At 60.5% G+C, this 24,733-nt stretch carries 15 protein-coding genes and 1 tRNA gene; 9 read left to right on the top strand and 7 right to left on the bottom strand.

The window, feature by feature from the left end:
* Complete coding sequence (locus tag HG800_RS11125) at positions 1 to 1,695, top strand: ThuA domain-containing protein (RefSeq protein ID WP_235963598.1); 1,695 nt, start codon at positions 1 to 3, stop codon at positions 1,693 to 1,695.
* Between the two features lie 123 nt (positions 1,696 to 1,818).
* Here the strand turns inward: HG800_RS11125 and HG800_RS11120 are convergent, their stop codons facing one another.
* Both HG800_RS11120 and HG800_RS11115 read right to left on the bottom strand, forming a co-directional pair.
* Positions 1,819 to 4,038, bottom strand: a complete 2,220-nt coding sequence (locus tag HG800_RS11120; RefSeq protein ID WP_169976687.1) for a PQQ-dependent sugar dehydrogenase — start codon at positions 4,036 to 4,038, stop codon at positions 1,819 to 1,821.
* A 191-nt stretch (positions 4,039 to 4,229) separates the two neighbouring features.
* Positions 4,230 to 6,053, bottom strand: a complete 1,824-nt coding sequence (locus HG800_RS11115; protein WP_206352214.1) for a hypothetical protein — start codon at positions 6,051 to 6,053, stop codon at positions 4,230 to 4,232.
* A 315-nt stretch (positions 6,054 to 6,368) separates the two neighbouring features.
* Here HG800_RS11115 and HG800_RS11110 point away from each other — a divergent pair, with 315 nt between their 5' ends.
* Complete coding sequence (locus HG800_RS11110) at positions 6,369 to 7,988, top strand: thiamine pyrophosphate-dependent enzyme (RefSeq protein WP_169976686.1); 1,620 nt, start codon at positions 6,369 to 6,371, stop codon at positions 7,986 to 7,988.
* 247 nt (positions 7,989 to 8,235) lie between these two features.
* Here HG800_RS11110 and HG800_RS11105 read toward each other — a convergent pair whose 3' ends face one another.
* The 3 genes from HG800_RS11105 to HG800_RS11095 form a co-directional block, all read right to left on the bottom strand.
* Positions 8,236 to 9,630: a hypothetical protein gene (locus HG800_RS11105; protein WP_169976685.1), complete on the bottom strand. Its 1,395-nt coding sequence runs from the start codon at positions 9,628 to 9,630 to the stop codon at positions 8,236 to 8,238.
* Between the two features lie 597 nt (positions 9,631 to 10,227).
* Positions 10,228 to 10,313: transfer RNA gene (locus tag HG800_RS11100), tRNA-Leu, on the bottom strand.
* Between the two features lie 75 nt (positions 10,314 to 10,388).
* A complete protein-coding gene (locus HG800_RS11095; RefSeq protein WP_169976684.1) occupies positions 10,389 to 12,242 on the bottom strand; it encodes a hypothetical protein in 1,854 nt (617 codons plus the stop codon).
* 445 nt (positions 12,243 to 12,687) lie between these two features.
* Between HG800_RS11095 and HG800_RS11090 the strand changes: the two genes are divergently transcribed.
* The 7 genes from HG800_RS11090 to ispH all read left to right on the top strand — a co-directional run bounded on the left by HG800_RS11090 (position 12,688) and on the right by ispH (position 23,505).
* Positions 12,688 to 14,253 (top strand): sulfatase family protein, encoded by a 1,566-nt coding sequence (locus HG800_RS11090; RefSeq protein WP_235963596.1) that lies wholly within the window; start codon positions 12,688 to 12,690, stop codon positions 14,251 to 14,253.
* A 36-nt stretch (positions 14,254 to 14,289) separates the two neighbouring features.
* Entirely contained in the window at positions 14,290 to 15,327 is a 1,038-nt protein-coding gene (locus tag HG800_RS11085; protein ID WP_169976683.1) for a Gfo/Idh/MocA family protein, read from the top strand.
* A 203-nt stretch (positions 15,328 to 15,530) separates the two neighbouring features.
* A complete protein-coding gene (locus tag HG800_RS11080; protein ID WP_169976682.1) occupies positions 15,531 to 16,589 on the top strand; it encodes a DUF1573 domain-containing protein in 1,059 nt (352 codons plus the stop codon).
* Between the two features lie 103 nt (positions 16,590 to 16,692).
* Positions 16,693 to 17,946, top strand: a complete 1,254-nt coding sequence (locus tag HG800_RS11075) for a glycosyltransferase (protein WP_235963595.1) — start codon at positions 16,693 to 16,695, stop codon at positions 17,944 to 17,946.
* A gap of 97 nt (positions 17,947 to 18,043) precedes the next feature.
* On the top strand, positions 18,044 to 19,462 hold the full coding sequence (locus HG800_RS11070) for an MFS transporter (RefSeq protein ID WP_169976681.1): 1,419 nt from the start codon (positions 18,044 to 18,046) through the stop codon (positions 19,460 to 19,462).
* A gap of 1,850 nt (positions 19,463 to 21,312) precedes the next feature.
* Positions 21,313 to 22,251 carry a DUF4097 family beta strand repeat-containing protein gene (locus HG800_RS11065; RefSeq protein ID WP_169976680.1) on the top strand — a complete coding sequence of 313 codons (939 nt, stop codon included), beginning with the start codon at positions 21,313 to 21,315 and terminating at the stop codon, positions 22,249 to 22,251.
* A 300-nt stretch (positions 22,252 to 22,551) separates the two neighbouring features.
* Positions 22,552 to 23,505, top strand: a complete 954-nt coding sequence (ispH, locus tag HG800_RS11060; protein ID WP_169976831.1) for a 4-hydroxy-3-methylbut-2-enyl diphosphate reductase — start codon at positions 22,552 to 22,554, stop codon at positions 23,503 to 23,505.
* A gap of 72 nt (positions 23,506 to 23,577) precedes the next feature.
* On the opposite strand, the gene HG800_RS11055 is transcribed toward ispH, so the two are convergent.
* Both HG800_RS11055 and HG800_RS11050 read right to left on the bottom strand, forming a co-directional pair.
* Entirely contained in the window at positions 23,578 to 24,291 is a 714-nt protein-coding gene (locus HG800_RS11055) for a metallophosphoesterase family protein (protein ID WP_235963591.1), read from the bottom strand.
* Entirely contained in the window at positions 24,266 to 24,718 is a 453-nt protein-coding gene (locus tag HG800_RS11050; protein ID WP_169976679.1) for a pyridoxamine 5'-phosphate oxidase family protein, read from the bottom strand. The genes HG800_RS11055 and HG800_RS11050 overlap by 26 nt, the downstream gene beginning before the upstream one ends.
* Positions 24,719 to 24,733: the final 15 nt, after the last annotated feature.

Here is a 24,733-nt window from a genome sequence, read left to right as displayed (position 1 = left end):
ATGCGAACAATCACACTCATCAAGATTCGAATGGTCCGTTGGTCGACCCTCGCCATCACACTGGTTTCGCTGTTCTCGGCGATTCCGGTCAAGTCGGAGTTGCTTGGGTCCGAAGATGCCTCGACGATGGCGCTGACGCTCCGATCCCGCGTCACGTTGCCAGGCGCAGAGGGGATCTCTCGGACCATCGAGCGTCAGGAGAATTGGGCACCCGAGAAGACGGCCGTCATCGTCTGCGACATGTGGGACCTCCACCACTGCCTGAACGCCACCCGACGTGGCGCCGAACTGGCTCCGAGGATGGACCAGGTCCTCCAGGAAGCCCGCCGCCGAGGGGCCACCATCATCCACGCCCCGAGCAGTTGCATGGCCGCTTACGAGGGACACCCGTCCCGCAATCGCGCCCTGGAGACGCCTCGATCGAGCGCCTTACCTCCCGACATCGGCCAATGGTGCAATCAGATCCCCGCCGAGGAGGGAGGCCAGTACCCCATCGACCAGTCGGACGGCGGTGAGGACGACGACCCGGCCGAGCACGCCGCCTGGGCTGAGAAGCTCTCCTCGATGGGACGCGACCCCCGCGCACCCTGGAAGGCCCAAACTAATCGGCTTCAGATCGATCCCGAGCGTGACTACATCAGCGATAGCGGGGAAGAGATCTGGAGCATCCTCGAAGATCGAGCAATCGACAACGTGATCCTGCTGGGCGTTCATACCAACATGTGCGTCCTCGGCCGTCCGTTCGGTCTCCGCCAAATGGCGAAGAACGGCAAGAATGTCGTCCTGATGCGAGACATGACCGACACCATGTACAACCCCGCCCGTTCCCCCTTTGTGAGCCACTATACGGGCACAGACCGAATTGTTGAGCATATCGAAAAGTTCGTTTGTTCGACGATCACCAGTGACCAGCTCATTGGGGGCAAGCCGTTCCGCTTCCAGGACGACCGCCGGCCGCACGTAGTCTTTCTGATCGCCGAAGATGAATACGAAACCGAACAGACACTTCCGCCCTTCGCGGAGGAATCCCTCGGTCGCGATTACCGGGTCAGCTTCGTCTTTGGCTCCGATGAAGACCATCACGCCTTGGAGGGTCTGGATGTCCTGAAGGATGCTGACCTCATGTTCGTCAGCATGCGACGGCGTCCGATCCGAGCGGAGCAACTGGCCATCATTCGCGATCATGTGGCCCGGGGGAAGCCGGTCATCGGCATTCGGACCGCCAGTCACGCTTTCAGCCTTCGGGGCAATCCGACACTGCCTGAAGGGGTCGCCTCCTGGCCCGAGTTCGATGCCGAGGTCCTCGGCGGCAGCTACACCAACCATCACGCCAACGGCATCGAGTCGGCCATCTCGGTCGCGGATACCGGCCAGAGTCACCCCATCCTGGAGGGTGTTGAGACTTCGGCGCTCATCGGTAAGGGCTCCCTCTACAAGGTCCGTCCCCTCGCCAAGGCAACCACCCCTCTCCTCATCGGCACAATCCCCGATCAGGAACCCGAGCCAGTCGCCTGGACCCACGTCGGTCCAACCGGATCCCGCGTCTTCTACACATCGCTCGGTCACCGGGACGACTTCAAACAGCCTGAGTTCCGCCAATTGCTCCGCAATGCAATCGACTGGACCCTTCAACCGCTGTCCTTCCCCCAGACCGAGACACAGACCGCGCGGTTTGTCGAGAGATCGGGTGAGTAATGATCCCGTCTTTGAAGGGCATACCCGGCCGAGACTCTTCAGCCGATCCTCTGATCACGTTCAGTCCCCCGCTCCTCGAATGCAGACGAGGAGCGGGGGTCTTCATTCCCGACCAAGCCTCCTTTACTTTCCTGACGAGGGCATCGATCGGATCCACTCGGCAATCAATTCCACGGCCTCGCGGTCGATTTCGGTCGACATCAAGGGAGGCATTTGACCTGTCAATCGACGATTCATGCGATGATAGAGGACCGATCGCTCAGGAGAGCCGGGAGCGATGAGGCGAGCATCGGGGATCTCAAATTGAGTATGCTGCGGAACCTCGTCAATCACGTTCATCCGATCGACCGGCGTGGTCAGCCCGAGTTCCATCAAGGAGTTTCCACCTCCCTCTTTCACGTGGCAGGTCGAGCAGTTGACGTGCAGATACGATCGAACCCGGGCCTCGACTGACGCGGCGGCGTCATAGGGGTTGACCAGTCGGGGACGATCCTCCTTCCTCAACGGAAGCGAGCCTTTGAACACTCCAATGTGCTCAAGGGTCCGAAGTTGATTGTCCACGACATTCCCGTAGTCTCGCGCTCGATCTAGCTGCAGCGGAGAGAACCCCAGAACGAATCCAGCCGCTCGAGAATGACAAACCATGCATTCGGTTCGGGCGGGGAAACGCCAAACTTGCTCACGAGTCGCTCCGGGTGTTTCCACGTCCGGCACCTCGAACAACTCAACATCTCCCGCGGAACTGACCAGTTCGGCATCAGTTTGCTCATCATTCCAGCGATAGGAAAAGCCGGTCCATTCCCCGAGTTGCCGGTTGAGTAGACGGGTCTCGATGCGCTTTCGGACGACCTCGCCCTGCTCGTCAATTACATCAAGGCTCAGGGTCTGCACGAGGACGGACCCATTCGGCAAGGTCCAGGAACCTCCCGCGTTGAGTTGGGGCTTTTGCTCGATACGATCCAGGCCCGGCAGGGCGGCAAAGCGTTCCATCGTCGCCCCGTCGGCCCACTGCGGCGCCGCCACGTCGAAGGGCAGGGCGGCGGGATGGGGGACATGGTCGGAAACCGACGCAAACAGGCCCGATTCACTCAACAGGGTCGGAAAGGGGTGCGGCGGGAGATCCGCCTCGGTCGTGGGCACAAAGCGATAGAATCCAGTCATCTGGTCAATTAAATAGATCTCTCCCTCGTGATCGGTGCCGAATCCGGTGATGTTGAACGGAGTATCCACCAGCTCACGATTCCAGACGACCTGATCACCGTCGTGCTTGATGCCCCAGACTTTCCCGGTCGACCAGTCTCCGTAGAGATAGACTCCGACCAGCTCGGGAAGCCGAGTCCCTCGATAAACCTGGCCTCCGGTGAGCGATCGGGCCTCGCTGTGGTGGTGATCGGCAGCCGGAGGAGAGATCGGGTCGGGCCCTTGCTCGCGCTGCGCGTGGAAGATTTGCATCCCCTCGGTGATGCTCCAACCGTAATTCGCCCCCTTCTCGATCAGGTAAACCTGTTCCCAAAGGTCCTGGCCATTGTTTCCGGCCCAGAGCTGGCCGGATTGCCTGTCAAAGGTCAGCCGCCAGGGATTTCGGAGGCCGTAGGCCCAAAGCTCGGGCCGGGCATCAGGCCGGTCGAGGAACGGGTTATCCGAAGGGATGGAATAGTTTCGACCGGGGTCGGGGTGATCGACATCAATCCGTAGAATTGCTCCCAGCAAATCATCAATGCGCTGGCCGGTCAAATACGCATCGGAATCACTTGACCCGTCACCTGAGGAAACGAACAGCGTTCCGTCATTACCGAACGCTAGGTCCCCCCCATTGTGTCCATTCGAGGGCCATTCGATGATCAGCGTCTTCGAGCCTGGGTCAATCTGGCCCGTTGTACGGTCCACCGTGTATCGCACGACCTGGGTCGTCTTGTTTCGACCCCGTTCCGGCCCATTCAAACCGATAAAGACGTATCCGTTTTGTTCATATTGCGGATGGAAGGCCAGACCGACCGCAAGCCCATCAATTTCGAGCAAGGGTTCCGCCTCGCTCGCAGCCTGGTCGTCCTCGATCGCAACCAACCGTCCAGGTCCCGACCGAGGAGTAAGATGCAACAGAATGAACAGCCGATCGGTGCCTGGTTCGGGAGTGAGGCTGAGCGGATACGGATCGTAAAGTTTCGGGAAGGCCCTCACCATTTTGTACGGGTGTGGCGGCTCAGGTGAGCCAATCACTCGTGAATCGTTCCAGGGAAGACGTTCGTCCAGGCCAAACGGAGCTTCGACTCCCGGACCATCGTCACCGCGTGTCGCTGTGGGAAGAATCAAGACGAGCAGAGAAATGACGCACGTCTGCAGCATGTTCAAGGCCTCTCAGAAATGAAAGAAACGAGGGCGTGGTGAGTCTGTAGTTCCCTTTGATGCAAGGGCGAATGAGGTGACTCGAAACCGGCATCTCCATTCGCATCGTACCAAGTCGAGACGTTGCAGAACCACGCTACGCGACCTGTGCAACAAATTCCAATCACAAACAAGCCAATGACTGATGTGACTCATGGGCGATCCCAGGGAAAACGGAGGCTCGGGGGACGATTGTAACGCTCGACCTCAATCGTGAGTTGATGGCCGCATCCCGCTGAAATCAACACAGAGACCGTCTCGCCAGTGACCGAGATCACCCGATCCCCAACTCGGACGGAGCGGAGTCGGTGCTCTCCAAAGGCTCCGCCCTGAATCTCGACCCGGTGATCGGTCGTCGGGTCGAGATTGACCAGTGTCAGAGTGACAGAATCGGCGGTCATCCCCTCGACAAGTGCTGCAACGTCAGGGGGAAGTCCAGCCCGACGACGCTCAGGGTCGAAGTACCGGAGGCGGGCATGAAGAACAGGGCGACTGTTGCCGGTCGGAAGGCCGCCGAGCATCAGTTCCGTCAGCGAATCAATCGACACAGGATCATGCACGAGAATATCGTCGGAGAGTCGAGTGTCTGGAGTCGTTTCATCCTCGGCAATCGATCGAATCCGGCGGCGGATCGATTCAAGATCGCGCCTGAGTGCAAACACCGGATAATCCGGGTTCTTCCCCTCAAGATACTCGATCCAGCCGGACCCAGCGGCCAATGGTCGATCCTCTGGGTCCATCGACCAGTAATACACCTCAAGGGCTCCGCTTCGGTAGGGTGACGGGGAGAAGTTGTACCAACCCTCCTCGCCGAACATCGTCGGGTAGCGATCCTGACCGTCAATCACTCTCTTCTGGGCATTCACCGCATGAATCATTCCCCGCCAAGCGTCCACATAGCCTTGATTGCCGGTCAATAGCAAGGCGTTGCCAAAGCCAATCAGCCCGAGTGAGTGGGTGTTTCGGTGGGCAAGCTCGCCCGTCTGCGGGACCTCGACGCTGAACCCCCATCCATAGACACCTCCGTACCATTTGCCTCCGTCAGCGCTGCCGATGACACCATCCACACCCACATTGGAGGGGATGACCCCGCCGTTTTGCTTCATGCGATCGACCCACGCATCCACATACTCTAGGACCCAGGCCCGAAACGCCTCGTCCCCTGTCAGCATGAAGCCGTTGAGCGACAGGGTTGTACTGGCGAGGTTCTGGGGGTGATCGCCAATAATATTGGTGTAATCCTTGAAGTGAGCAAGCATTTCCTCAAAGCTGCGTTCCCCATGTCGCAGAGCAAAGCGGCCCTCCACCTCGATCGGGTCGCCGGCCCAATCCAGAGCCGTGGCCTTGCGAAGCAACGGTCCCCGGCTGCCGTTCAGGAGGCTCCGGATCACCTTATGCTCGGGGTCGTAGTTCGGGGCGGTTGGATCGGCTCCGGTGTAGAAGTTGGCGAAGCGTACGGTTCGGCGTTGGAGGTTCCGATCGTCAGGATCCGAAAGCCCCTGAAGAAAAAACGGCCGGAGCCCCTCCGTATGGTGGAGCCAGTCAAACTGGGTCGGGAACTCTCGAAAGTACATCCCCTCTCGGGCAAGTGGAACCTCCGTGGTGCGGGCCAGGGTGTACTGGCGAAGATGTCCTTCCCAGCCCTTCTTATAACGTTCAAGGACTGCATCGGAGGCACCAAGCGCGTGAAGCAACGGCCAGTTCCCAAAGCTCTCGCTGGCGTCGTCAGGTCCGTCGTCACCCCCCCACCGTTCGACGCAGAGCGCAAAGCCCTGGTCATCGAAGTAGCGATCGAAGAACCGTTCGGATGCATCCTCGTTCGCGCGGAGCAAGGCCTGCTCAAGCAAAGCCCACTCCGGAGGAGGCATCGGAGATCCGATGTGGAGCATCTCACTCGCGGAAACCACTCCACCCACAGTCACGATCAGGGTAATTGCCGAGACGATACTGACGGTGGATCGATCATGACGATTCATCAATCATCCTCAACACTCGCGGTGGTTCGCTCGCGAGAGAAAGGGCTTCCCACGACGTTGAAGCCTCACGACGCGAAGGCGCCGCCATTCTGAATGGTTCAGTGAGTCCGATCCAGGGGTTATCGATCGAATCGGATCTCCATCCCATTTGCGCTCGGCTCTTCGCCGACGGATCACTCAACATGAGACGGGATGGCTGAAGCCGCTCCATCACGCTACGATTACAAGCCAATCGGGCCACTGCCCCTCGTCCCATCGCGGCGTGTGGCACGTGGCCGAGAGAGTCCAACACCGTTTTCGCTCAGGATGATAGAAATGCCTCAACAACGATGCACCGGTGGAGAGGCGCTGGCTCTCGGAGCGTTGGCATCAGGGATTCATACCGCGTCAAGCTATCCAGGGTCACCCAGCTCGGAGGTGATGGAGGCACTGATCGCCAGCTCCGCCGGTTCTCACCTTCAACTCTCCTGGGCGAGCAACGAGCGCGTGGCTCTCGAAGTGGCCATCGGAGCTTCGATCGCTGGCCGAAGAGCGCTCGTCTGCACCAAGAGCGTTGGCTTGAATGTGATGCTCGACCCCCTGATGACCCTGAATCTCACCCCAGTTCGAGGCGGGCTCGTGGTCATTCTGGGAGACGACCCCGGCGGGTACGGATCGCAGAACGACCAGGATACTCGGCTGATCGCCTCAATGGCAGAGGTGCCCATGCTGGAGCCTTCAACCCCAGCAGAAGCGGTCGTCATGATTCACGACGCTTTCGAGCAATCCGAGCAATTTGGCCTGCCCGTCATCGTTCGCGAGACACGGAGTTTCGCCGAATCCTCAGGATTGGTCGAGGTTCCTCCGCTTCCTTCCGATCCCGTCAACCTGGGGTTTGAACGCGAGCGTTGGCGATTTGTCCCGGTTCCGAGCAACGTGGTGGCAAAGCACCGGGCGTTGCATGAGCGGCTTGCCACGTTTGCCTCATGGGCTGAGAAATCCAGTTATGTGAAGATTATTGGCGAAGGCGATCGAGCGATCATCGCCACCGGCTCCGCCCTGATGAAGCTGAGGGATGTCCTGGGATCGAGCCTTCCTCCCGGCCTTCGCCTCGTCAGTCTCGGGGTGATTCACCCGCTCCCGGAGGAAGCTCTGGGTCAGCTCATGGCCACCGTGAGCGAGGTGCTTGTCCTCGAAGAAACGGAACCCTTCGTCGAGCGGCAACTCAAAGCCATCGCTCACGATCATGCGTCAGGAGTGCGAATCTCAGGCAAGTTGACAGGTCTCCTTCAACCCGAAGGAGAGCTGTTCCGCTGGCAGATCACGAGAGCGCTCGCATCGTGGTTCCCAGGATTCGACTGGCCGGAGCATTTTGTTCCAGAGCGAGAGTCGGACGAACGACCACCCAAGCGAGGATATTGCAGCGGATGCCGCTATGATGAGGTGCTCGACCTTATTGACGAGGTCGGTCGAGCGATCCCGAGCCAGCCAATCCTGGTTGGCGATCCAGGATGTCTGGTCACGGTCGCACATCGGCTCGACGCGAAATACGCAATCGGATCGGCGATTGCGGTGGCTGCTGGAATGGCCGAGGCAGGAGTGGATGAGAAGGTCATCGCGCTCTTCGGCGACTCTGCGTTCTTTCATTCCGCGTTGCCGGCGCTTTGTCACGCCGTCGTTCGCCGAAGCCCGATCCTGATGGTTGTCCTCGACAACCGGTCAACCCTCACTTCGGGTGATCAGCCCCACCCAGGTACGGGTCGGGATGCTTTTGGGCAAACCGTGCCGCGCCTAAATCTTGAGCAGATCGCCTCAGCGTGCGGCGTTGAGAATGTTCGGACGGTTTCACTCGATGATCGATCAACCCTGGAAAACGTCCTCCGAGACGCCTGGCTTCGTCAAGAACCTGCACTTGTCGTTGTCGAGATCCTTACCCCTCGAGATGCCCAGGGATGATCACGGAGAAGGTCGAACACACCAATCTTCATTGACGCAAATCCTCTTGATAGGAATTGGCTATCCTCATGCGTGGATCAGTTTCAATTCGCAGGAGATGGCTGAGATTCGATTGAACGGCTTCGAGTATCGGCATGAGAAGCAGTCATTTCAGGAGGGCGAGTCGATTTCACTGAGAAACGACTCGAATCCCTCCACGGTTCACCGCTAGGACAAGACATTTTCGACGCGGCGTACGGATCCTCTTTCAATTCCTCAACCGTCTCGCGGTGAACGTGACGAACCGCTCATCGCCGACGTTCAGGCCCGTGCCCGCGTCCCAGAGAATCGTCTCGCCCGGGACAACCACCTTCGAGAAATCGGTTGTCTCAACCTTCACATCCGTGACCTGATAGGGCAGCAGGTAGCAGAAGATCCGCCACCCATCATACGCTTCAGCAGTCCGTTTGTTCCCCTCGCCAACGTAGTTGACCTTCACCCGATAGGTCATCCGCACAAGATCTTGATCCTCGGCTTCTTGAACTTCAAGTGTCTCGGTAAGGGCTGGTTCGCGGGCTTGCTCCACCCGGGCTTCCAGGGCCGGATCGCCGTACAGGACGAAGATCCCATCGGTAAACTCGGTCCCGAGCCGGTCCCGACCGGAGACAAGTTCCTCATCAAGCAGATAAGTGGACCACTGGCGAAGCAGGAACAGCGACTCAGAAAACGTCCATCTCCCCCCTTGTTTCAAGAACCAGTCGGCCATGTTCCAGTTGAGCTCGTACCAGGTCGACTGAACCGCGCCGAGATACTGCTTCGCCCCGTTCTTCATCCAGGTCAGAGCATACGAATCCGTGTAGTTGTTCCTTCCCGAATTGACCACACCGGTCAGGCAGTTGCCAACCGCCCAGTAAACTTTGGGCCTCGTCGCCGAGAAGGGCATTTCGACACCCGGGGCGGTCATGGTGAACTGTCCATCCCTGGCGGTCAGGTATCCATCGCCTCGGGGATACATGAGCATCCAGTTGTGATGCCCCCCATGGCCCGACCCGATAATCAGATCATAGGAATCATCGGACAAGAGACCATGAACATATCGGGCGTCCTCTGCGTCGCTGGTTGGTCCACCCGACGTGATCGAGAAGGGCTCTCCCGCTGACTTCTCTCCCAATTCCCCCCGATCCCGAGTCCACTCGGTCACATAATTGCCCTCCGGCACCCAGTCCAACCAGGTGCCGAGGGTCTTCGTGAACGCACGACGGATTCTCACCGGCTCTGCGCGCACGAGTTCCAGCGCGTGCTGCTCGTCGAACCCGGTGAGGATTCCCCAGATCGCGTCGACATACGGGTCGTCGTCGAGCGATCGGCAAAACGCGTTTGCCTTCAGGGCGAACTCAGGAAAATTCTCTGTTGGTTTGCAAACAAAGCAAACGTAGCGCGGCTGGTACGCTCCGACCTCCTTGCGGACTTCCTCGGGTGATCGCCCGTAGACGAAGACTTCCCCTTTGTGCTTCCCTTCGAGGGCTCGGACGACCTCGCCCCAAGGTCCGGCCGCCACATCGCTCCCAACAACGATCGCATACCGCCCCACCGACTCCACCGCGCTGACCGACGCGACGAGTCCGAACACGACCACCAGCCCCGCGAGAATCATCCGTGTCATGGCATCCCTCCGAAGGAAATCGATCGTCCCGCTTGGCCAATCGTAGCCAATCGCCCGGAGCGGGTCACGAACGAAATCTCCATCCGATGCTGCCGCTGAAAGGAATGACTTGCGAACTTTCCCCGCGCTCATCCCAAGCTGTTGAGATCAGAACGCAACCTTCTCAATCCCTTCATGGAGAGACGTCGGGTACGTCCCACACGTCGTCATGAATGAACAAGCGACGTCAACACGACAGGTCGATTGGATTAAAAATCACACAAATCAAAGAGTGTGAGCTCCAGATTTGGGTCCAGATCGCCAGTCTCTGCGTTCAACGTGCCAAAGCCTCCAAACCAATCACTCGAAGTTCACACCTGAGGGCATGCTCGTGACCAAACACCTCGTCAGCCCCTTGTCTCGCAAACCCGATTGACGGCACTAGTCTTCGTCTCTATGCATCGAGTCGACAAGCGCCCATCACCCGAATGATGAGGGTGTCTCGTTGACTAAGGAATGTCAATTACGTCCCTCAAGGACGATTCGAAGTACAAAAATCAAACAAACCACTGACGAGGATTATATGGAGCATTCATCGCTCCCCAAAAAAAACACCAGTGCCGGAGACAGGACTTGAACCTGCACCCGCGATGAAGCGGACTAGCCCCTCAAGCTAGCGCGTCTGCCAATTCCGCCACTCCGGCTGAGTTGTTGAAATTTATCGTCTCCGGAACGCCGCGTCAAGGGGGCGACTGGGATCGGGGAAGAAGCGGTGCAGTTCACGGGCGTTCAAGTGAAGTCGGGCGAAGTGGGGGAGCTGGAGGGGGTGGGAAGAGGTCTGTCCATGAAACACTTCGGTTCCCGTCGTCGGTCATGGTCTCCAGACGGAAGATCAGCGGAGTTGAATGGAGCTGGTCGGTTGGGAGGTGAAACGGAGCGGACGTCAGGCGGTCCCCTGGGGCGATCGTCATTTTGGAGAAGAGCGATTGGAGTTCGACACCATGCAGTACCTGAGCCTTCATGCCCGACCGAGTGAGCGGCGTCGTGGATAGGCGTGGCTCCCAGGAAAGGTGTTCCAGAGTGGTGGTTAGCCCAGCGCGTTCCTCAATCTGAGCCACGAGTGTGGCAACATCCGGCCCAAGTTCCTCTATCTGAACCTCGAATCGAAGGTTTGGGTGCTTCCGAGAACCGAGGAGGACCGTGACCTGGGGAAGGGCTGCGGAGTCGCATTGAACGGAAACCCGTGTGGATCTGCCGGCCTCGAGCGACAGCCGGAGATACTGGCTACTCGTCCCTTCCAGCGTGAAGGAGTGCTCGGGGGTGTCCTGACCCACGATCGCGAATCGGACACCACCCAGTCGCCAGTCGCCGAGTCTCCCAAGGAGTTGGAATGAATTCTCGCCCCCGACCGTCATTCCAAGGCTTTGCAGGGCGTTCGTGATCGTCCATCGGCGATACAGATCGGAGAAGAGAATTCCGGTCGCACGCTCCAGATTGGAGACCCCGACCTCACCCTGCGTACAAAGCCTTAGGAGGAACGCCTCGTCAAGCCTCTCGGCACACCAACGAAGGAAGAGGTACGAGGCCCCGCGGTTCCCGTGGCTTCGAAATCGACCGGGGCGATGTTCATCTTCGACGATCACGCATGCGCGATTCGGTTCCGAGAGAAAAGCACTGACCCGATAATCAAGATTTGAAGTCGATTGACCGACAAGGTCCTCACAGAGATGCGCCATGGCCTCATCGAGCCAGGACTCCTCAGGGAACGGCCCGCCCAATTCTCGTCGCCGAGACTCAAGAACTGCATGGGCAAATTCGTGGGCAAGCACAGTTTCAAGATACGGTCCGGGCTGGAGTTCCGCGTTCAGGTAAATCATGTCGGCACGATTACTCAACGGTCGTGGTAGGTCGGGGTCGAGGTCGGTCGCCCGAAAGTAGCCGTCGACCTGAGATCGATGCGGGAACGGTAAGCTGATCCGTCGAGAAAGGAGGACCGTGAATCGCCCGTCGCGATCCACATCAACCGCGGTTCCGATTCGTTGGGCGAGGCGGGGTTCGATGATCCGGTCGAAGCTGGAAACAAGCGTTCGGAGCACCTCATCACTCACAATCGCAAGATCATCGTCATCGACAAAAACCTGAATGCGTTCCCCCACGGCTCGGAGACGCGCATCCACCAGGTCGTAGTTGCTCGGCGCTCGAGGATCTCCCGGACGGACGCGTACGGAAAAACCTCGTCGAAGCACTGGGTTCCCCGTCGCCGCGGGGCGGTCGAGTCGACTCAATTCGCCGATGGCTGCCGAGTTGATGGCAATGGGATTCGGGGAATCAAGGATGTCGACGGAAACCAGGGAGCTCAAGGTTCTCAGGTTTGGTGGCCTGGGCCCCTCCTGACCGACAATCATGGAACACCGGGAGGCAAAACTCCCCTCGGTGGCCATTGCCGAAACGATCAGCAATACCTCGTGATCGGACAATTCCTCTGGAATTTCGAATGTGGCGAATCCCGACGAAACGGGTACGTCGAACGCCGCGACGGATGGTCCTGCCGAAACCTCTGAGGATGGAGGTCCATCGATCCATGCACCCATCACGATCGTCCCGATCATCGCAATCAACTTCGGGATCGACACGATGCTTTGCTCCCCATCCGGCAAGTTCTGGCCGGTGAGATCCGGCCTCGATCTGCTCAGCTCTGAACGCGAACCGAGGTCGACACACTGCTGCCTCCACAGGGAATCGACCGACAGAACCGAAGCACTTCAGCCGATTCCTTGGATTCTCGGGATTGCAAGGGTTTGCAGCGTCGGGAAGGATTTCCAGGTTCCACAGTCGGCTTGCTCGTCTGTCGGGGTCGGAGCCAGGCCCTGGAAAGCGGATCGATCCACGAGTAACGTACGATCCGAAGCGAACGGCCTGGAGTGCTTCGGGGGGGAGCCTTCCAACGTAGTCTTTGGTCTCGTGAACCATGTTCCGATGAGTCCTACCCGTCTGTTTATCCTTCCTCCCGAAACACCCCGACGTATCTCATCCCTGGGACGATTCTGCACTGCACGACACACCCGGAGTCGGCTGACCATGATGGGCATTCAAATAATAAGGATTCGTTTCTGGATTGCGATGGCCATTCTAGTTGTGCTTGCATCGTGTCTGGACGGATCGATGGCCGTTGCGAAGGAACATGATCGGTCTGTTCGCCCGAACATCGTCTTCATCTTCGCTGATGACCACGCCTATCAAGCGGTCAGCGCTTATGGATCGACCATCAACCGCACTCCTCACATCGATCGCCTGGCCAACGAAGGAATGCGTTTCGATGCCTGTCTAGTCACGAACTCAATCTGCGGGCCCAGCCGAGCAACCATACTGACCGGAAAATACAGTCATCTGAACGGTTTCTATCAAAATGGCGATCGTTTCGACGGCTCGCAAACGACTGTTGCCAAGCTGTTGCAAGCGGCCGGTTATCAGACGGCAATCTTCGGCAAGTGGCACCTGGAGAGCGACCCGACCGGCTTCGACAATTGGCACATCTTGCCGGGGCAGGGGGCCTACTACAATCCTCCCATGATCCACAACGGTGAGCGCGTTCGACACGAAGGCTATACCACCGACATCATCACCGACCTGACCCTTGACTGGCTTAAAAATGACCGCGATCCTGATCGTCCCTTCCTGATCATGTCTCAGCATAAGGCCCCGCACCGCAACTGGCAGCCGGGCCCGAAATTCCTGAACGCGTATAAGGATACTCCGATCGCCGAGCCGCCAACATTGTTTGATGACTATCAGGGACGAGGGACCCCGGCTCGGACTCAGGATATGACGATCCGCGATACCTTGACCCCGAACGACCTGAAGTTCATCACCCCGAATAACTTGAGCGAAGATCAACTCGCGCTCTGGAACGACGCCTACTCGGTCGAGAACGCAGAGTTCGAACGGCTTGGTCTGTCGGGAGACGATCTGGTGCGCTGGAAGTACCAGCGTTACATCAAGGATTACCTCCGTTGTATTGACTCGGTCGATGAGAACGTCGGGCGATTGCTCGACTATCTCGACGAGTCGGGTCTGGCCGAGAAGACAATAGTCATCTATGCGTCGGACCAGGGGTTCTACCTGGGCGAGCACGGTTGGTTCGACAAGCGATGGATGTATGAAGAATCGCTCCGCACACCATTTCTCGTGCGATGGCCAGGGGTGGTCGAACCGGGATCGACGTCTAATCGCCTCGTCTCGAACCTTGACTTCGCCGAGACGTTCCTTGACGTCGCCGGCATCCCAATTCCCGACGAAATGCAGGGGCGGAGTCTCGTTCCGCTGCTCGAAGGGGAACCGCCCGAGGACTGGCGGTCGAGCTTCTACTACCATTATTACGAGTACCCCGCGGAACACTCCGTCCAGCGGCATTACGGCGTGCGAACGGATCGATACAAGCTGATTCACTTCTACAGTCTCGGCGAGTGGGAGATGTACGATCTCCTGCGCGATCCGCACGAGCTTCGGAGCTGCTACGACGACCCGCAATACGCCGACGTACGCGAGGACTTGACGGCCGAGCTTGCCCGACTTCGCGAGGAGCTGGCGGTGCCGGACGACCTCCGACCCAACGACGTGCGACGTCCGATCCAAACCAACCCCTGACCCACGTTGCAGAACATCTATTGAGGAGTTTTTCGGATGAAGAGTGGAACACAGCAGATAAGTCTCGCACTCAGCTCGCTGGTCCTCGTGGGTGCCTTGGCAATCGCGAGCATGGAGGCGAACGGAGCCGATGAGCCCGTCTTGCGGGCTGGCCTGATTGGCCTGGATACCTCGCATGTCATCGCATTTACCCGGGTCCTGAACTCCGAGAATTCTGAAGGCCCGTTGGCCCGCGTTCGGGTGGTGGCAGGGTATCCCGGAGGCAGCCCAGACATCGCCTCCAGTCGTGATCGTGTCGAGGGCTTCACCACGCAGCTTCGCGACGAGTACGGCGTGGAGATCGTTGATTCGATCGAGGCGTTGATTGAGAAGGTGGACGTTGTATTTCTCGAAAGCGTTGACGGCCGGCCACACCTGGAGCAGGCTCGCCCGGTGATCGCCGCCGGCAAGCCGCTGTTTATTGACAAGCCGATGGCCGGCTCGCTGGCCGACGTGATCGAGATCTTCTCCCTGGCCGAAGAGGCGGGCGTCCCGGTGTTCTCTTCTTCCTCGCTGAGGTTTCAGCCCCAACTTGATGCGGCGAAGGAGTCTCCGATTGTGGGTGCGATCACCTACGGGCCGTGCTCGCTGGAGAAAACCCACCCCGACCTGTTCTGGTACGGCGTCCACGGCGTCGAGATGCTCTACGCGCTGATGGGGACCGGTTGCGAATACGTCTCCCGCTCCTCGACCCCAGGGACCGACGTGGTGACGGGCACCTGGAACGACGGTCGGATCGGCACTTACCGAGGGATTCGTGACGGTCGAGCCGGCTTTGGCGCTGTGGTCTTCGGTCCGGAGTCGATCGAATCGATGACCGTTGGGGGTGGCTACGAGACCATGCTCGTTGAGGTCTGTGAGTTCTTCCTCGGTGGCGATCCTCCGGTTTCGGCCGAGGAGACGATTGAGTTGTTCGCCTTCATGGAAGCGGCCGACGAGAGCAAGGGGCAGGGGGGTGCTCCGGTCTCGATCCAGGAGGTCATCGAAACGGCCCGGAAGACAGTCACCGAGCGAGGAAATCAGGCGTCGAAGTGACCTGAATCGAGGCGGAAATTGACATGATCCCCGGCGGTTCGGCTCAACTCCGAGCCGCCGGGGACCGATTGCACTGGTCAGGACGATCGGTTGCATTATCATGGCTGGTCGAATCCTCCGGAGGAAGGTCCGCGCTGGAGAGGCTTGCTGAGCCTCTCCGATCGCGATCGAGGACGGAATGGGTTGAATCGCCAGGAGGGCACATGGAACGGGCACGCGGTCGCGTCGCCTTGGGGCGACGAGGGGTCATCGGGATCGCCCCGGCGATCCTGGGGTTGCTCTTGGTGTCGGCGATGGCGAGCCAGGTTCAGGCTCAGTCGGCGACTGAGTGGGTGGAGGCTGTGTTTCCCGAGCGGAGCCACAACTTCGGTACGGTGGCCAAGGGATCGGTGCTTCGGCACAACTTCAAGATCACGAACCGGACGAACCGCGAGGTCCGCATCTCGGGCTGGAAGCCGATGTGCGGTTGCACCGATGTGAACCTCGGGGCCCAGGCAATTCCGCCAGGGGCTCAGACCACTTTGGAAGTCGTCTTCGACACCACCAAGTTCTCCGGCTACAAGGCGACAGGCTTGACCCTTTACCTGGAACAGCCCAGTGCCCGGACGATTGACTACTCGCTGACCTCGTTCATTCAGGACGAGATCGAGGTGACTCCCGGGGTGCTCGACTTCGGGGATTTGAAGCGCGGGGGGACGGCCGAGAAGATCGTCACGCTGCGATACCGAGGCGGTCAGAAAAACTGGCGAGTGATCGACATGCGGCACGCGAACTCGTCCTTGTCGGCCGAGTTGCAAGAGGTGCCTCGACCTGGCAACGATGGCGTCGAGTACCGGTTGGTGGCTCGGCTCGATCCGAATCGGCTTCGGAACGGCAATTTCCGCGATCAGATCACCCTGATCACGAATGACGAGCAGCGGAAGACGATCCCTTTGTCTGTCGTGGCCCGGGTGTCGCCGGAGGTCTCCCTGTCTCCGGCGGTTCTGAACCTGGGATCGGTAAGGGCTGGGCAGCGGGTCGAGCGAACGGTCTTGCTCCGAGGCTCGACCCCTTTCCGGGTGATGGAAACGAAGGCGGTCGAGGGGGCGATTGCCGTCTCGGGAGCGTCGCCCGACACGAGCCGCCCGCTGCACCAGATCAAGGTGGCAATCGAGACACCACCGGCCTCGAACGGGGCGTACCATGCCATCCTTGAGATCGAGACCGATCATCCTGACGAGCCACCCGTGCGATTGACCGCCTTCGCGACGGTCGTTCCCTGAACCTGAGCCGGGCGAACGACCCGGTGTTGCGGACCCGACCGAGCGAGGATCGGGTCCGACCACGCGCCAGCTCAGTGCTGGAATCATCATGGAGGGTGCACCAATGTTGCCGGGTCAAACACCATCCTGGATGGCCGATCCACCGGCCTCGACGGGAGAGATGGCCCTGGTCGTGGCCGATGCAGGCTGGCACACGACGGCCAACCTGTTCCGAGCGATCGACCGGCCGAACGTCTCGTCGCTCTTGCTCCAGTGCTGTGATGTGGCGAACGCCTGGAACAAGGGGATTCCCCCCTGGCGATGGTGGGGCAGTCGACCCGAGCCGATCGGTCCGAAGCAGTGGAGTCAGCAACTGGTCTTGCCGCCGGGGTGGATGAAGCGGTACCCGAAGCTCGGGATGAAGCCGATTCAAAAGGCGATCGACCGATGGCGGCGATCGTTGCCAGTCGACGGGCCGCTTGCTCTGGTGATGACTTATCCGCACTACCGCTATCTCCGGGATCTGGTCCGGCCCGACCTTCAGGTCTACTTGAACCTGGATGACTATGCTCTGTACTGGCCAGGTCAGGCCGACGAGGTTCGCGCCCTCGAGCGGCAACTGGTGGCCGAGGTGGATCTGACCGCCTGTGTTGCTCAGGCAAGGGCCGAGCACCTGCGGGCCGTCGTCCCCGAGGCCGCGGCCCGGATTCGGCATCTGCCGCACGGGACCCCCGAAGCGTTCCTGGCTGATGAGGTGACGGGCAAGGCTGGCCCGGCCCCGAGCGATCTGGACGACCTCCCTCGCCCGATGCTGGGGTATGTCGGCGGGCTGGAAGATCGGATGGACTGGCCCTTGCTGGCCCGGGTGGCGGAGGAGTTCCCCGAAGCGTCGATTGTCCTGATTGGGAAAGAGCCAAGGGATGGGTCGGGGGATTGGTTCGAAACGGCGCGCCGTTGCCTGGCCTTGCCGAACGTGCATGCCGTGGGATTCCGGCCTCAGGAGCGGATTGGGGAGTATGTGAGGAGCTTCGATGCGTGCCTGATCCCGTACCGCGTGGATCATCCCTTCAATCAGGTCTGCTGTCCGACGAAAATCATGGACTTCATGGGGAGCGGGCGGCCGATCGTGGCGACCAACCTGCCCGAGTGCCGGTTGTATGCCGGGGTGATCGATGTGGCGACGGACACGGATGATTTTCTCGGGGCAATCGCCTCCTTGAGCTTCCTCCAGTTTGATGATGGGCGGGAGTGGCGGCGGCTGGAACTGGCCCGGACCAACTCGTGCCGTCGAGTGGTCGGCCGGTTGCTTGACGCCCTTCGACCGAACCTCGCCGAACCGGCCGGGATGCGTCGGCAATCGGCCGGGCTGGCCACTTGACATCGCGGGCATCGCGTCGGATGTTTGGAACCTTCAGCCCCCGAAGGCCTGGGTCCCTGGTGCGCATTCGCCGCCCGCAACGAATCGGAATCAGTTTATGGAATACGGCACGTTTTTCCTGTTTGCCCAGCAGGCTGACGCCAGCTCGGGCTTTTCGCTGGGGAATTTTCTTCCATTCTCGGCGCTCCACTTCCTTCAGTTCGCGATCTGGGGGGCGTGGTATGTGGTGCTGGGGAACTACCTGAACGCCAAGGGGTTTACCCGGGCGAGCATCGGTCGGATTTATGGCACGATGCCGCTGGGGGCGATCATCTCGCCGATGCTGCTGGCGACGGTCGCCGATAAGTATTTGAACATGGAAGTGGTCATCGGCCTGTCGCACCTGATCGGTGCGGCGTTGTTGGTGGTGATGTCTCAGGTCAACAATGCCAAGACGTTTTTCTGGGTGGCGCTGGCATATGCGTTGGTGTACTCGCCGACCCTGTCGCTGGCCAACGCGGTGGTCTTCCCGCACCTGAACAACCCGAATCACTTCCCGTATATCCGGGTCTTCGGCACCCTGGGCTGGATCGCGGCGGGCTTGTCGCTGAAGGTGCTGATCAAGCCGGACCAGCCGATGAACAATCGGCCGATTCTCCTGGCGGCGGGACTGTCGTTGGTTCTCGGGGTTTACTCCTTCAGCCTGCCGGCAACCCCGCCGACGGCCGAGGGGGATGCTTTGCCGTTCGTCAAGGCGATCAGCATGCTCAGCGAGCCGACGTTTGCGGTCTTCTTCGGTGTGACGTTGGTCATTGCGATGGCGATGGGGATTTACTTTGCCTTTGCGGCCCTGTTTATCGAGCAGCGGGCGGGGGTGAAATCGCAGAACGTCGGTCCGATCATGACGATTGGGCAGGCGGTCGAGATTTTCTTCATGCTCTCGCTGCCCTGGTTCATCGAGTCGCTCGGGATGCCGGTGGTGCTGGCGATGGGCGTGGCGGCCTGGGCGTTGCGCTTCGGATGCTTCACGGCGGCCTCGACCGGGGGGTACTTCCCCTTGATCTTGCTGGGAGTGGCTCTGCACGGGCTTTGCTTCGACTTCTTCTTCGCGGCCGGGTTCATCCATGTCGAGACGCTTTCGGAACCGACGATCCGGGCCAGTGCCCAATCGCTCTATGGGGTGATCGTCTACGGCCTGGGGATGTATCTCGGGACCGAGATCTCCGGCTGGCTGAACCAGCGGTTCACGAAGGAGGAGGTCCCGGCCATCGCCGATGTTCCTCCGGTGCGGAAGACCGACTGGCGGAAGTTCTGGTCAATTCCGTTTGTCGCGGTCACGCTGGCCATGCTGGCCTTCTTCGCCTCGCTGTATCTCATCCCCGAGCCGACGGTCCCGGAGATCGACCCCAACGCCGAGCCCGCGGCCGTCGTCGAGGGGGAGGTTGAGACGGAGATGCTCACCCTCGATCCGGTCGTCGAGGAGGGGACTTCGGAGGGTGTCGAGGAGGCCCCGGCTGAGGTCGATGAAACCCCTTGAGTTCGGGGCCGATCGGCCGTTCTCCCGTGTGTGGTGACCGGTCATCGGTCGGGTAGAATTCGGGTTCGCTTCGGGCCGATCTTCGGGCAAGTCGCTTGCCGGAGGACGGCCCGTTGCCATTGGGGTGTCAGGGTACACGGTCCGATCCGGAGGTAGGGGGGTTCGACACGGCTCGGAAGGAGCCGAGGGTGCGCTGAGGTGCGCCGTTGGGTGCGCTGAAAAAGGAGAACGCGAGGGAGAGGATGAGCACGCAGCTTCGTTTCGTAAATCAATTGGAATTGGTGACTTGGGGCAATTCTGCTCGGCGGGCCGAACCTCCGGTGTGGCTTCGTTCCGTGTGGGGGAAGGATTGAGCCAAGGGGTCGACGTGTGGGGATTGGGCATGGTTCCCGGGTCGCGGTACCAGCCTGTTGCCTCGGGCGATCGCAAGCGGGGGCCGGACTGGTGTTCCTTGCGGGCTGCCTCGGCGGCGCGTCGGTTCTCAGCGCGGATCTTCATGATCATGTTGAGGTTGCGTTGGTAGCTCAGTTCGGCCTCGCGCTCGTAGCGCTGAGCGGAGCGGGCAGAAGGAGTCTGGCCGGCATCGGCCAGGGCAGCCAGGCGGACAGCCTCGCGCTCAGGCCCGTCAACGGTCTGCCAGAGTTCCTCGCGGAGGGCGTGGAGGCGATCGAGGCGATCGGAGATGAACTGGCGGAGCAAATCGAGGGGGGGGCGATCGGCCTGGACTCCGGTGGACGTGTTAGTGGGACCGGGATCGAGGAGCGTCCGGAGCTGATCTGCGAGGGGTGATGAGGAATCGGTCGTGTTGGGAAGGGTTCCAAGCAGGAGGAAGGCTCGGGCGGTTTGCTCAGAGGTCCAGGGACGACCGGCAGCAAGGGGGGCATCGAGCCCTCGCCAGTGGTGGATGAGCCATTCGCAGCCGAAGGCGGATTGCTCCAGGGTGTCGAGCGTCCGGGAAGGGTTGATCCGAAGACGCTGGGCCTGACGTCGGATGGCTTTGCGGCGTTTTTCCTCCCAGGAGCGGAGGGCGTCTCGAGCATCGCCGTCGAGGCGAGACTCGCGGGCGGCCTCGCAGCGTCGGAGGCGAACGCGGGCGACGGCGGTTCGGCGGACGAGATCGGCCTCGACGAGGTGGTCGGGGGTGAAGAGTTCGTTGAGGGCATCGAGCGATTCGGCCAACGCGGCGCGTTCGTCCTCGGTGATGATTGTCTCGGCGGCCAGGCCGTGACGAAAGCGGTTGCTTCGGGAGAGTTTCTTGCCTTCGGGAGTGATGGGGCCGGTCGAGTGGAGCGCGTTCAGACGGTTTGCGGTGGCTCGGAGTTCGGACGCGTTGAGCATGGCGGGTGGCTCCAGGTGCGTGTGTTTGGTGGTTTGGCCAAGGGGGAGATTGAAGTCGGCTGGACCAATTGGGTGCGAGTGACGCCGTCATCGATACCATCGAGGATTTAAGGGGGCTTAGTCACAAAAATCGGGCAAAGGGCCCACGAGCGGGTGATATCGAAGAGAGAGAGGAGGGTGGCGTGGCACGACCGTTGGGGGCGGCGGTCCCAGCGAGGAGAGTCGGATCGCTTCACGCCCCTCAGTCAACCGGGGCAGGCCGAGTCGGCGAAGGCGTCCCTCCTTGCCATCGTGCGGGAGGGTGGTGCCGGGGTGTTCGAAGGGAAGAAGAGAGAACATTCGATCGAGGCGGGAAGGGGGTTCTTGATCAATAACCACAGCCCGGGGTCGAAGATCCTTGAAAGCCGATTCATTGTGGCCAAAAGGAAGAGTGCCGCGACGATCGGGCGGACGTGAACCGAAGACGACGCAGCACGTAAATCGAATCCCGAGGCAGGGGAAGGGGAAGGGCAATGGCCAGAACGCCGGAGAATCTGAGGGACGGGATCCGATTTCTGGATGAAACACCCGAACCGGTCACGCCGAGGCCTCCGCAAGCCGCTCGGGGCAAGCGATCGAAGAAAGAATGGCCGGTGGGCCTGATGGCCTTTCTTGCCGTCGTGACGGGCGGAATTGTCTGGAAAATGGCGCAGGAGGACGAGATCGCGGTTCAGGAAGTCTTCGAGGAGCGATTCGAGGTCGAGGAGGCTCCGAAGATCGAGGTTGATGCCATCCAGGGGTCGGTTCGGGTTCGTCGAGGATCGGAAGGGGTGGTGATCTGCCGAGTCGAAACCGAGGGGAGAGGAACGTCAGCGGCAGAGGCGGGGCGATCGCTTGGCGTGCTGAAGCCGATCATGCGATCGACCCGAGAGGGAGTCTCGGTGCGGATCGGGGGAATGGAGTCACAGCGGCCGAGTTCCGGAGGTGTGTCGATTCGCCTGGAGGTTCCGGAAGACGCCCAGGTACGAGTGGTGACGGGACTGGGCTCGGTCCGCGTGGCGGATGTGCGTGGGTCGATCGCCGCGCGGTCGAGTCTGGGGAAAATTGACGTGAAGGGGGCGAGCGGTCCCCTGGTGCTCGACTCGAAGAATGGCTCAATCGAAGTTGAAGCGTATGACTCTCTGGTGCTGGCGACCACGTCGAACGGCTCCATCGAGTTTGAGGGATCACTGGCGAAGGGTGTCTCTCGAATGGTCACGAGCAACGGCTCGGTGACTTTGAGCTTGCCGGAAGATCAATCACTGGTTGTTGATGCGACCTCAGGCAACGGCCGGGTTTCGTCGGATTTCCCGATGGGTCGAGTGCGACCGGAGACGGGCGTGATTCCGGTCGGATATGAACCGGACGCGGACGAGACGGCGAGCATTGAGATCAGGACGGGGAACGGATCGATCCGGGTCGAGCAGGATTGAGAGGAGCGAAGGCAGGCAGGCTCGGATGGTGGATGATGGGGCTCGGAGCGATTGGGAAGACAGGGAGAGGGCTTGGGCGTAGAGTCGCAGAGAAGAGTCGATCGGGGATCGTTGGAGCAATCGGTGCTCGTGGGACGCGATGGATTGACGTGGCTGAGGAGGGATCGCGCGGCCTCAGCTTCCGTGGCAGGAAGTCGGGGGCAGAGCGGTTGGTCGCGGCGGTCTTTTCAGGAGAGGGGTTTCGGCATAGAGTAAGGGTCGATGCTTTTCCTGAATCGAGCGAAAGAGGTACGCGCCGCGATGAAGATCATCCTGGCCAATCCCCGCGGGTTTTGCGCGGGCGTGAACATGGCGATCGAGAGCCTGGAGCGATCCCTGGACCTGTTCGGGGCGCCCTTGTATGTGTATCACGAAATTGTGCACAACAAGCACGTGGTCGAGCGGTTCAAGAACCGTGGCGTGGTCTTCGTGGAGACGCTGGACGAGGTTCCCGAAGGTTCGCCGGTGCTGTACAGCGCTCACGGCGTCTCGCCACAGATTCGCCAGGAATCGAAGGCAAGGAACCTGAAGGCGATCGACGCAACCTGTCCCCTGGTGACGAAGGTTCACCTGGAGGCGGTGAAATACGCGAAGCTCGGTTACACGATTGTGCTCATCGGCCACGAGGGGCACGACGAGGTCATCGGTACGATGGGGGAAGCCCCAGAGCAGATGATCCTGGTCGAGTCGGTCGAGGACGTTGAAGCACTCGACATCAACCCGGAAAAGATCGCGTATCTGACGCAGACGACGCTGAGTGTCGATGACGCGAACGTGATTATTGACGCGTTGCGGAAGAAATTCCCCCAGATCGCCAATCCACCGAAAGACGACATCTGCTACGCGACCCAGAATCGCCAGGACGCCGTGCGGAAGCTGGCCTCGAAGGCGGATCTGGTGCTCGTGCTCGGCAGCCAGAACAGCTCGAACAGCCTGAGGCTGGCGGAAATTTCCACGACGATGGGTGTGCCCGGCCATCTGATCGACGGCGCGGCCGAAATAAAGGACGAATGGTTCGAGGGGGTCGAGACCGTTCTGATCACCGCCGGGGCCAGTGCTCCGGAGGACGTGGTGCAGGAGTGCATCAGCTATCTGCAAGATCGCTACGGGGCTTCGATGACCGAGGAAACGATCCGAGAAGAGGACGTGACCTTCCCCTTGCCGAAGACCTTGCGGCAACTGCTACCGGAGTCGGCCTTGAAGGTCGTGCGTTGAGACGCCTGGGATGCTGGACAGACTGACCTCGGCGCCGTGATCGTCCCGATCAAGGTGAGCCGAGGTTTGCATTTAGGAATGGGGTGGGATGGATGGGGCCTCCCCTGGCCAGGGATCCACGGAAAGGGGTTGCGCAGACTCGACATCGAAGAATCGGACTTCAAGGGAGTTGAGGTCGAGCATGGCGAAGGTGCGCGAGGTCTTGACCACGGGCATCGAGACCAGTGATCCGGGATTGACGACCAGTCCTCGGGCCGAGCGATACCACATGGGCCGGTGGGTATGGCCGTGGATGAGTACATCGGCGTCGAGTGATGCGAGGTAGCCGTCGAGGACGCGCGGCGGGTGCGTGGTCGGGGTGATGAAGTCCATGTCGCCGCGAGGGGAGCCGTGGACGACGACCATGATGCGCCCTGATCGTTCGAAGACGAGGCTTGGTTCCAGGCGATCGAGGAGGAGCCGAGTTTCAGGAGACGCGGTGCCGCCGCCGAATTCATCGGGCTCGTGCGGGGGCCGCTCGACGGCCCAGCGGTCGTGGTTGCCTCGGACGGAAGGAATCTGACGCTCCTGGAGGAACGCGACCACGCGATCCGGGAACGGGCCGTAGCCGACGAGGTCGCCGGCACAGATGATGGCGTCGGCTCCCATGAGGGTCAGGTGCGCCCAGGCCAGTTCGAGGGCGATCGGGTCGCCGTGGATGTCGGAAATCAGGCCGAGCTGAGCCATGAGATGAGGGTTCAATCGCGTGGTGGGGGTCGTCTCAACCGGCGTCAAGGGGGATGTCATGGTAATCGAGGGCCCACTCGCGCATGAAGCGGACGCGGCTGGGTCGGATGCGATAGATGATCAACGCCGGGTTGTCGATGGAGCCGAGGTAGTTGCGGAGCAGGGGGTTTTCGTTCCAGATCTGTTCGAGCAAGGAGCGGTCGTCGAGGACCTCGGCCTTGCCGGTGATCCGGACCTGATCGTGTTTGGGGTCGAGATAGCAGAGTTCGACGTGAGGGTTGGCGGCGATCTCGGCCGTCTTGTGATAGTCGCGGAGGTTGGCGACGTAGACTGTGAAGCCATCGGTTCGGACGGGAGAGACCGGCCGGAGCCGGGGCTGGTCGCCGTCGATCGTGGCGAGCATGGGAAACTTCGCGGCGAGCATGACTGCCAGGGCCAGCTCGGGCAGGCGATGGGGGTCGATCGGCTCGGGAGCGGGACGAGACATGACACGGCTCCTAAG

Source organism: Tautonia rosea, assembly GCF_012958305.1.
Taxonomy (GTDB): Bacteria; Planctomycetota; Planctomycetia; order Isosphaerales; family Isosphaeraceae; genus Tautonia; species Tautonia rosea.
This window is presented reverse-complemented; position numbering and strand designations above follow the sequence as displayed.

Excerpts from the sequence above, each read along its gene's own strand:
- HG800_RS11125 (WP_235963598.1), top strand. The coding sequence starts at position 1 with ATGCGAACAATCACACTCATCAAGATTCGAATGGTCCGTTGGTCGACC.
- HG800_RS11090 (WP_235963596.1), top strand. The coding sequence starts at position 12,688 with ATGATGGGCATTCAAATAATAAGGATTCGTTTCTGGATTGCGATGGCC.
- HG800_RS11065 (WP_169976680.1), top strand. The coding sequence starts at position 21,313 with ATGGCCAGAACGCCGGAGAATCTGAGGGACGGGATCCGATTTCTGGAT.
- HG800_RS11075 (WP_235963595.1), top strand. The coding sequence starts at position 16,693 with ATGTTGCCGGGTCAAACACCATCCTGGATGGCCGATCCACCGGCCTCG.
- HG800_RS11105 (WP_169976685.1), bottom strand. The coding sequence starts at position 9,630 with ATGACACGGATGATTCTCGCGGGGCTGGTGGTCGTGTTCGGACTCGTC.
- HG800_RS11120 (WP_169976687.1), bottom strand. The coding sequence starts at position 4,038 with ATGCTGCAGACGTGCGTCATTTCTCTGCTCGTCTTGATTCTTCCCACA.
- HG800_RS11080 (WP_169976682.1), top strand. The coding sequence starts at position 15,531 with ATGGAACGGGCACGCGGTCGCGTCGCCTTGGGGCGACGAGGGGTCATC.
- ispH (WP_169976831.1), top strand. The coding sequence starts at position 22,552 with ATGAAGATCATCCTGGCCAATCCCCGCGGGTTTTGCGCGGGCGTGAAC.
- HG800_RS11110 (WP_169976686.1), top strand. The coding sequence starts at position 6,369 with ATGCCTCAACAACGATGCACCGGTGGAGAGGCGCTGGCTCTCGGAGCG.
- HG800_RS11055 (WP_235963591.1), bottom strand. The coding sequence starts at position 24,291 with ATGACATCCCCCTTGACGCCGGTTGAGACGACCCCCACCACGCGATTG.
- HG800_RS11050 (WP_169976679.1), bottom strand. The coding sequence starts at position 24,718 with ATGTCTCGTCCCGCTCCCGAGCCGATCGACCCCCATCGCCTGCCCGAG.
- HG800_RS11115 (WP_206352214.1), bottom strand. The coding sequence starts at position 6,053 with ATGAATCGTCATGATCGATCCACCGTCAGTATCGTCTCGGCAATTACC.
- HG800_RS11070 (WP_169976681.1), top strand. The coding sequence starts at position 18,044 with ATGGAATACGGCACGTTTTTCCTGTTTGCCCAGCAGGCTGACGCCAGC.
- HG800_RS11085 (WP_169976683.1), top strand. The coding sequence starts at position 14,290 with ATGAAGAGTGGAACACAGCAGATAAGTCTCGCACTCAGCTCGCTGGTC.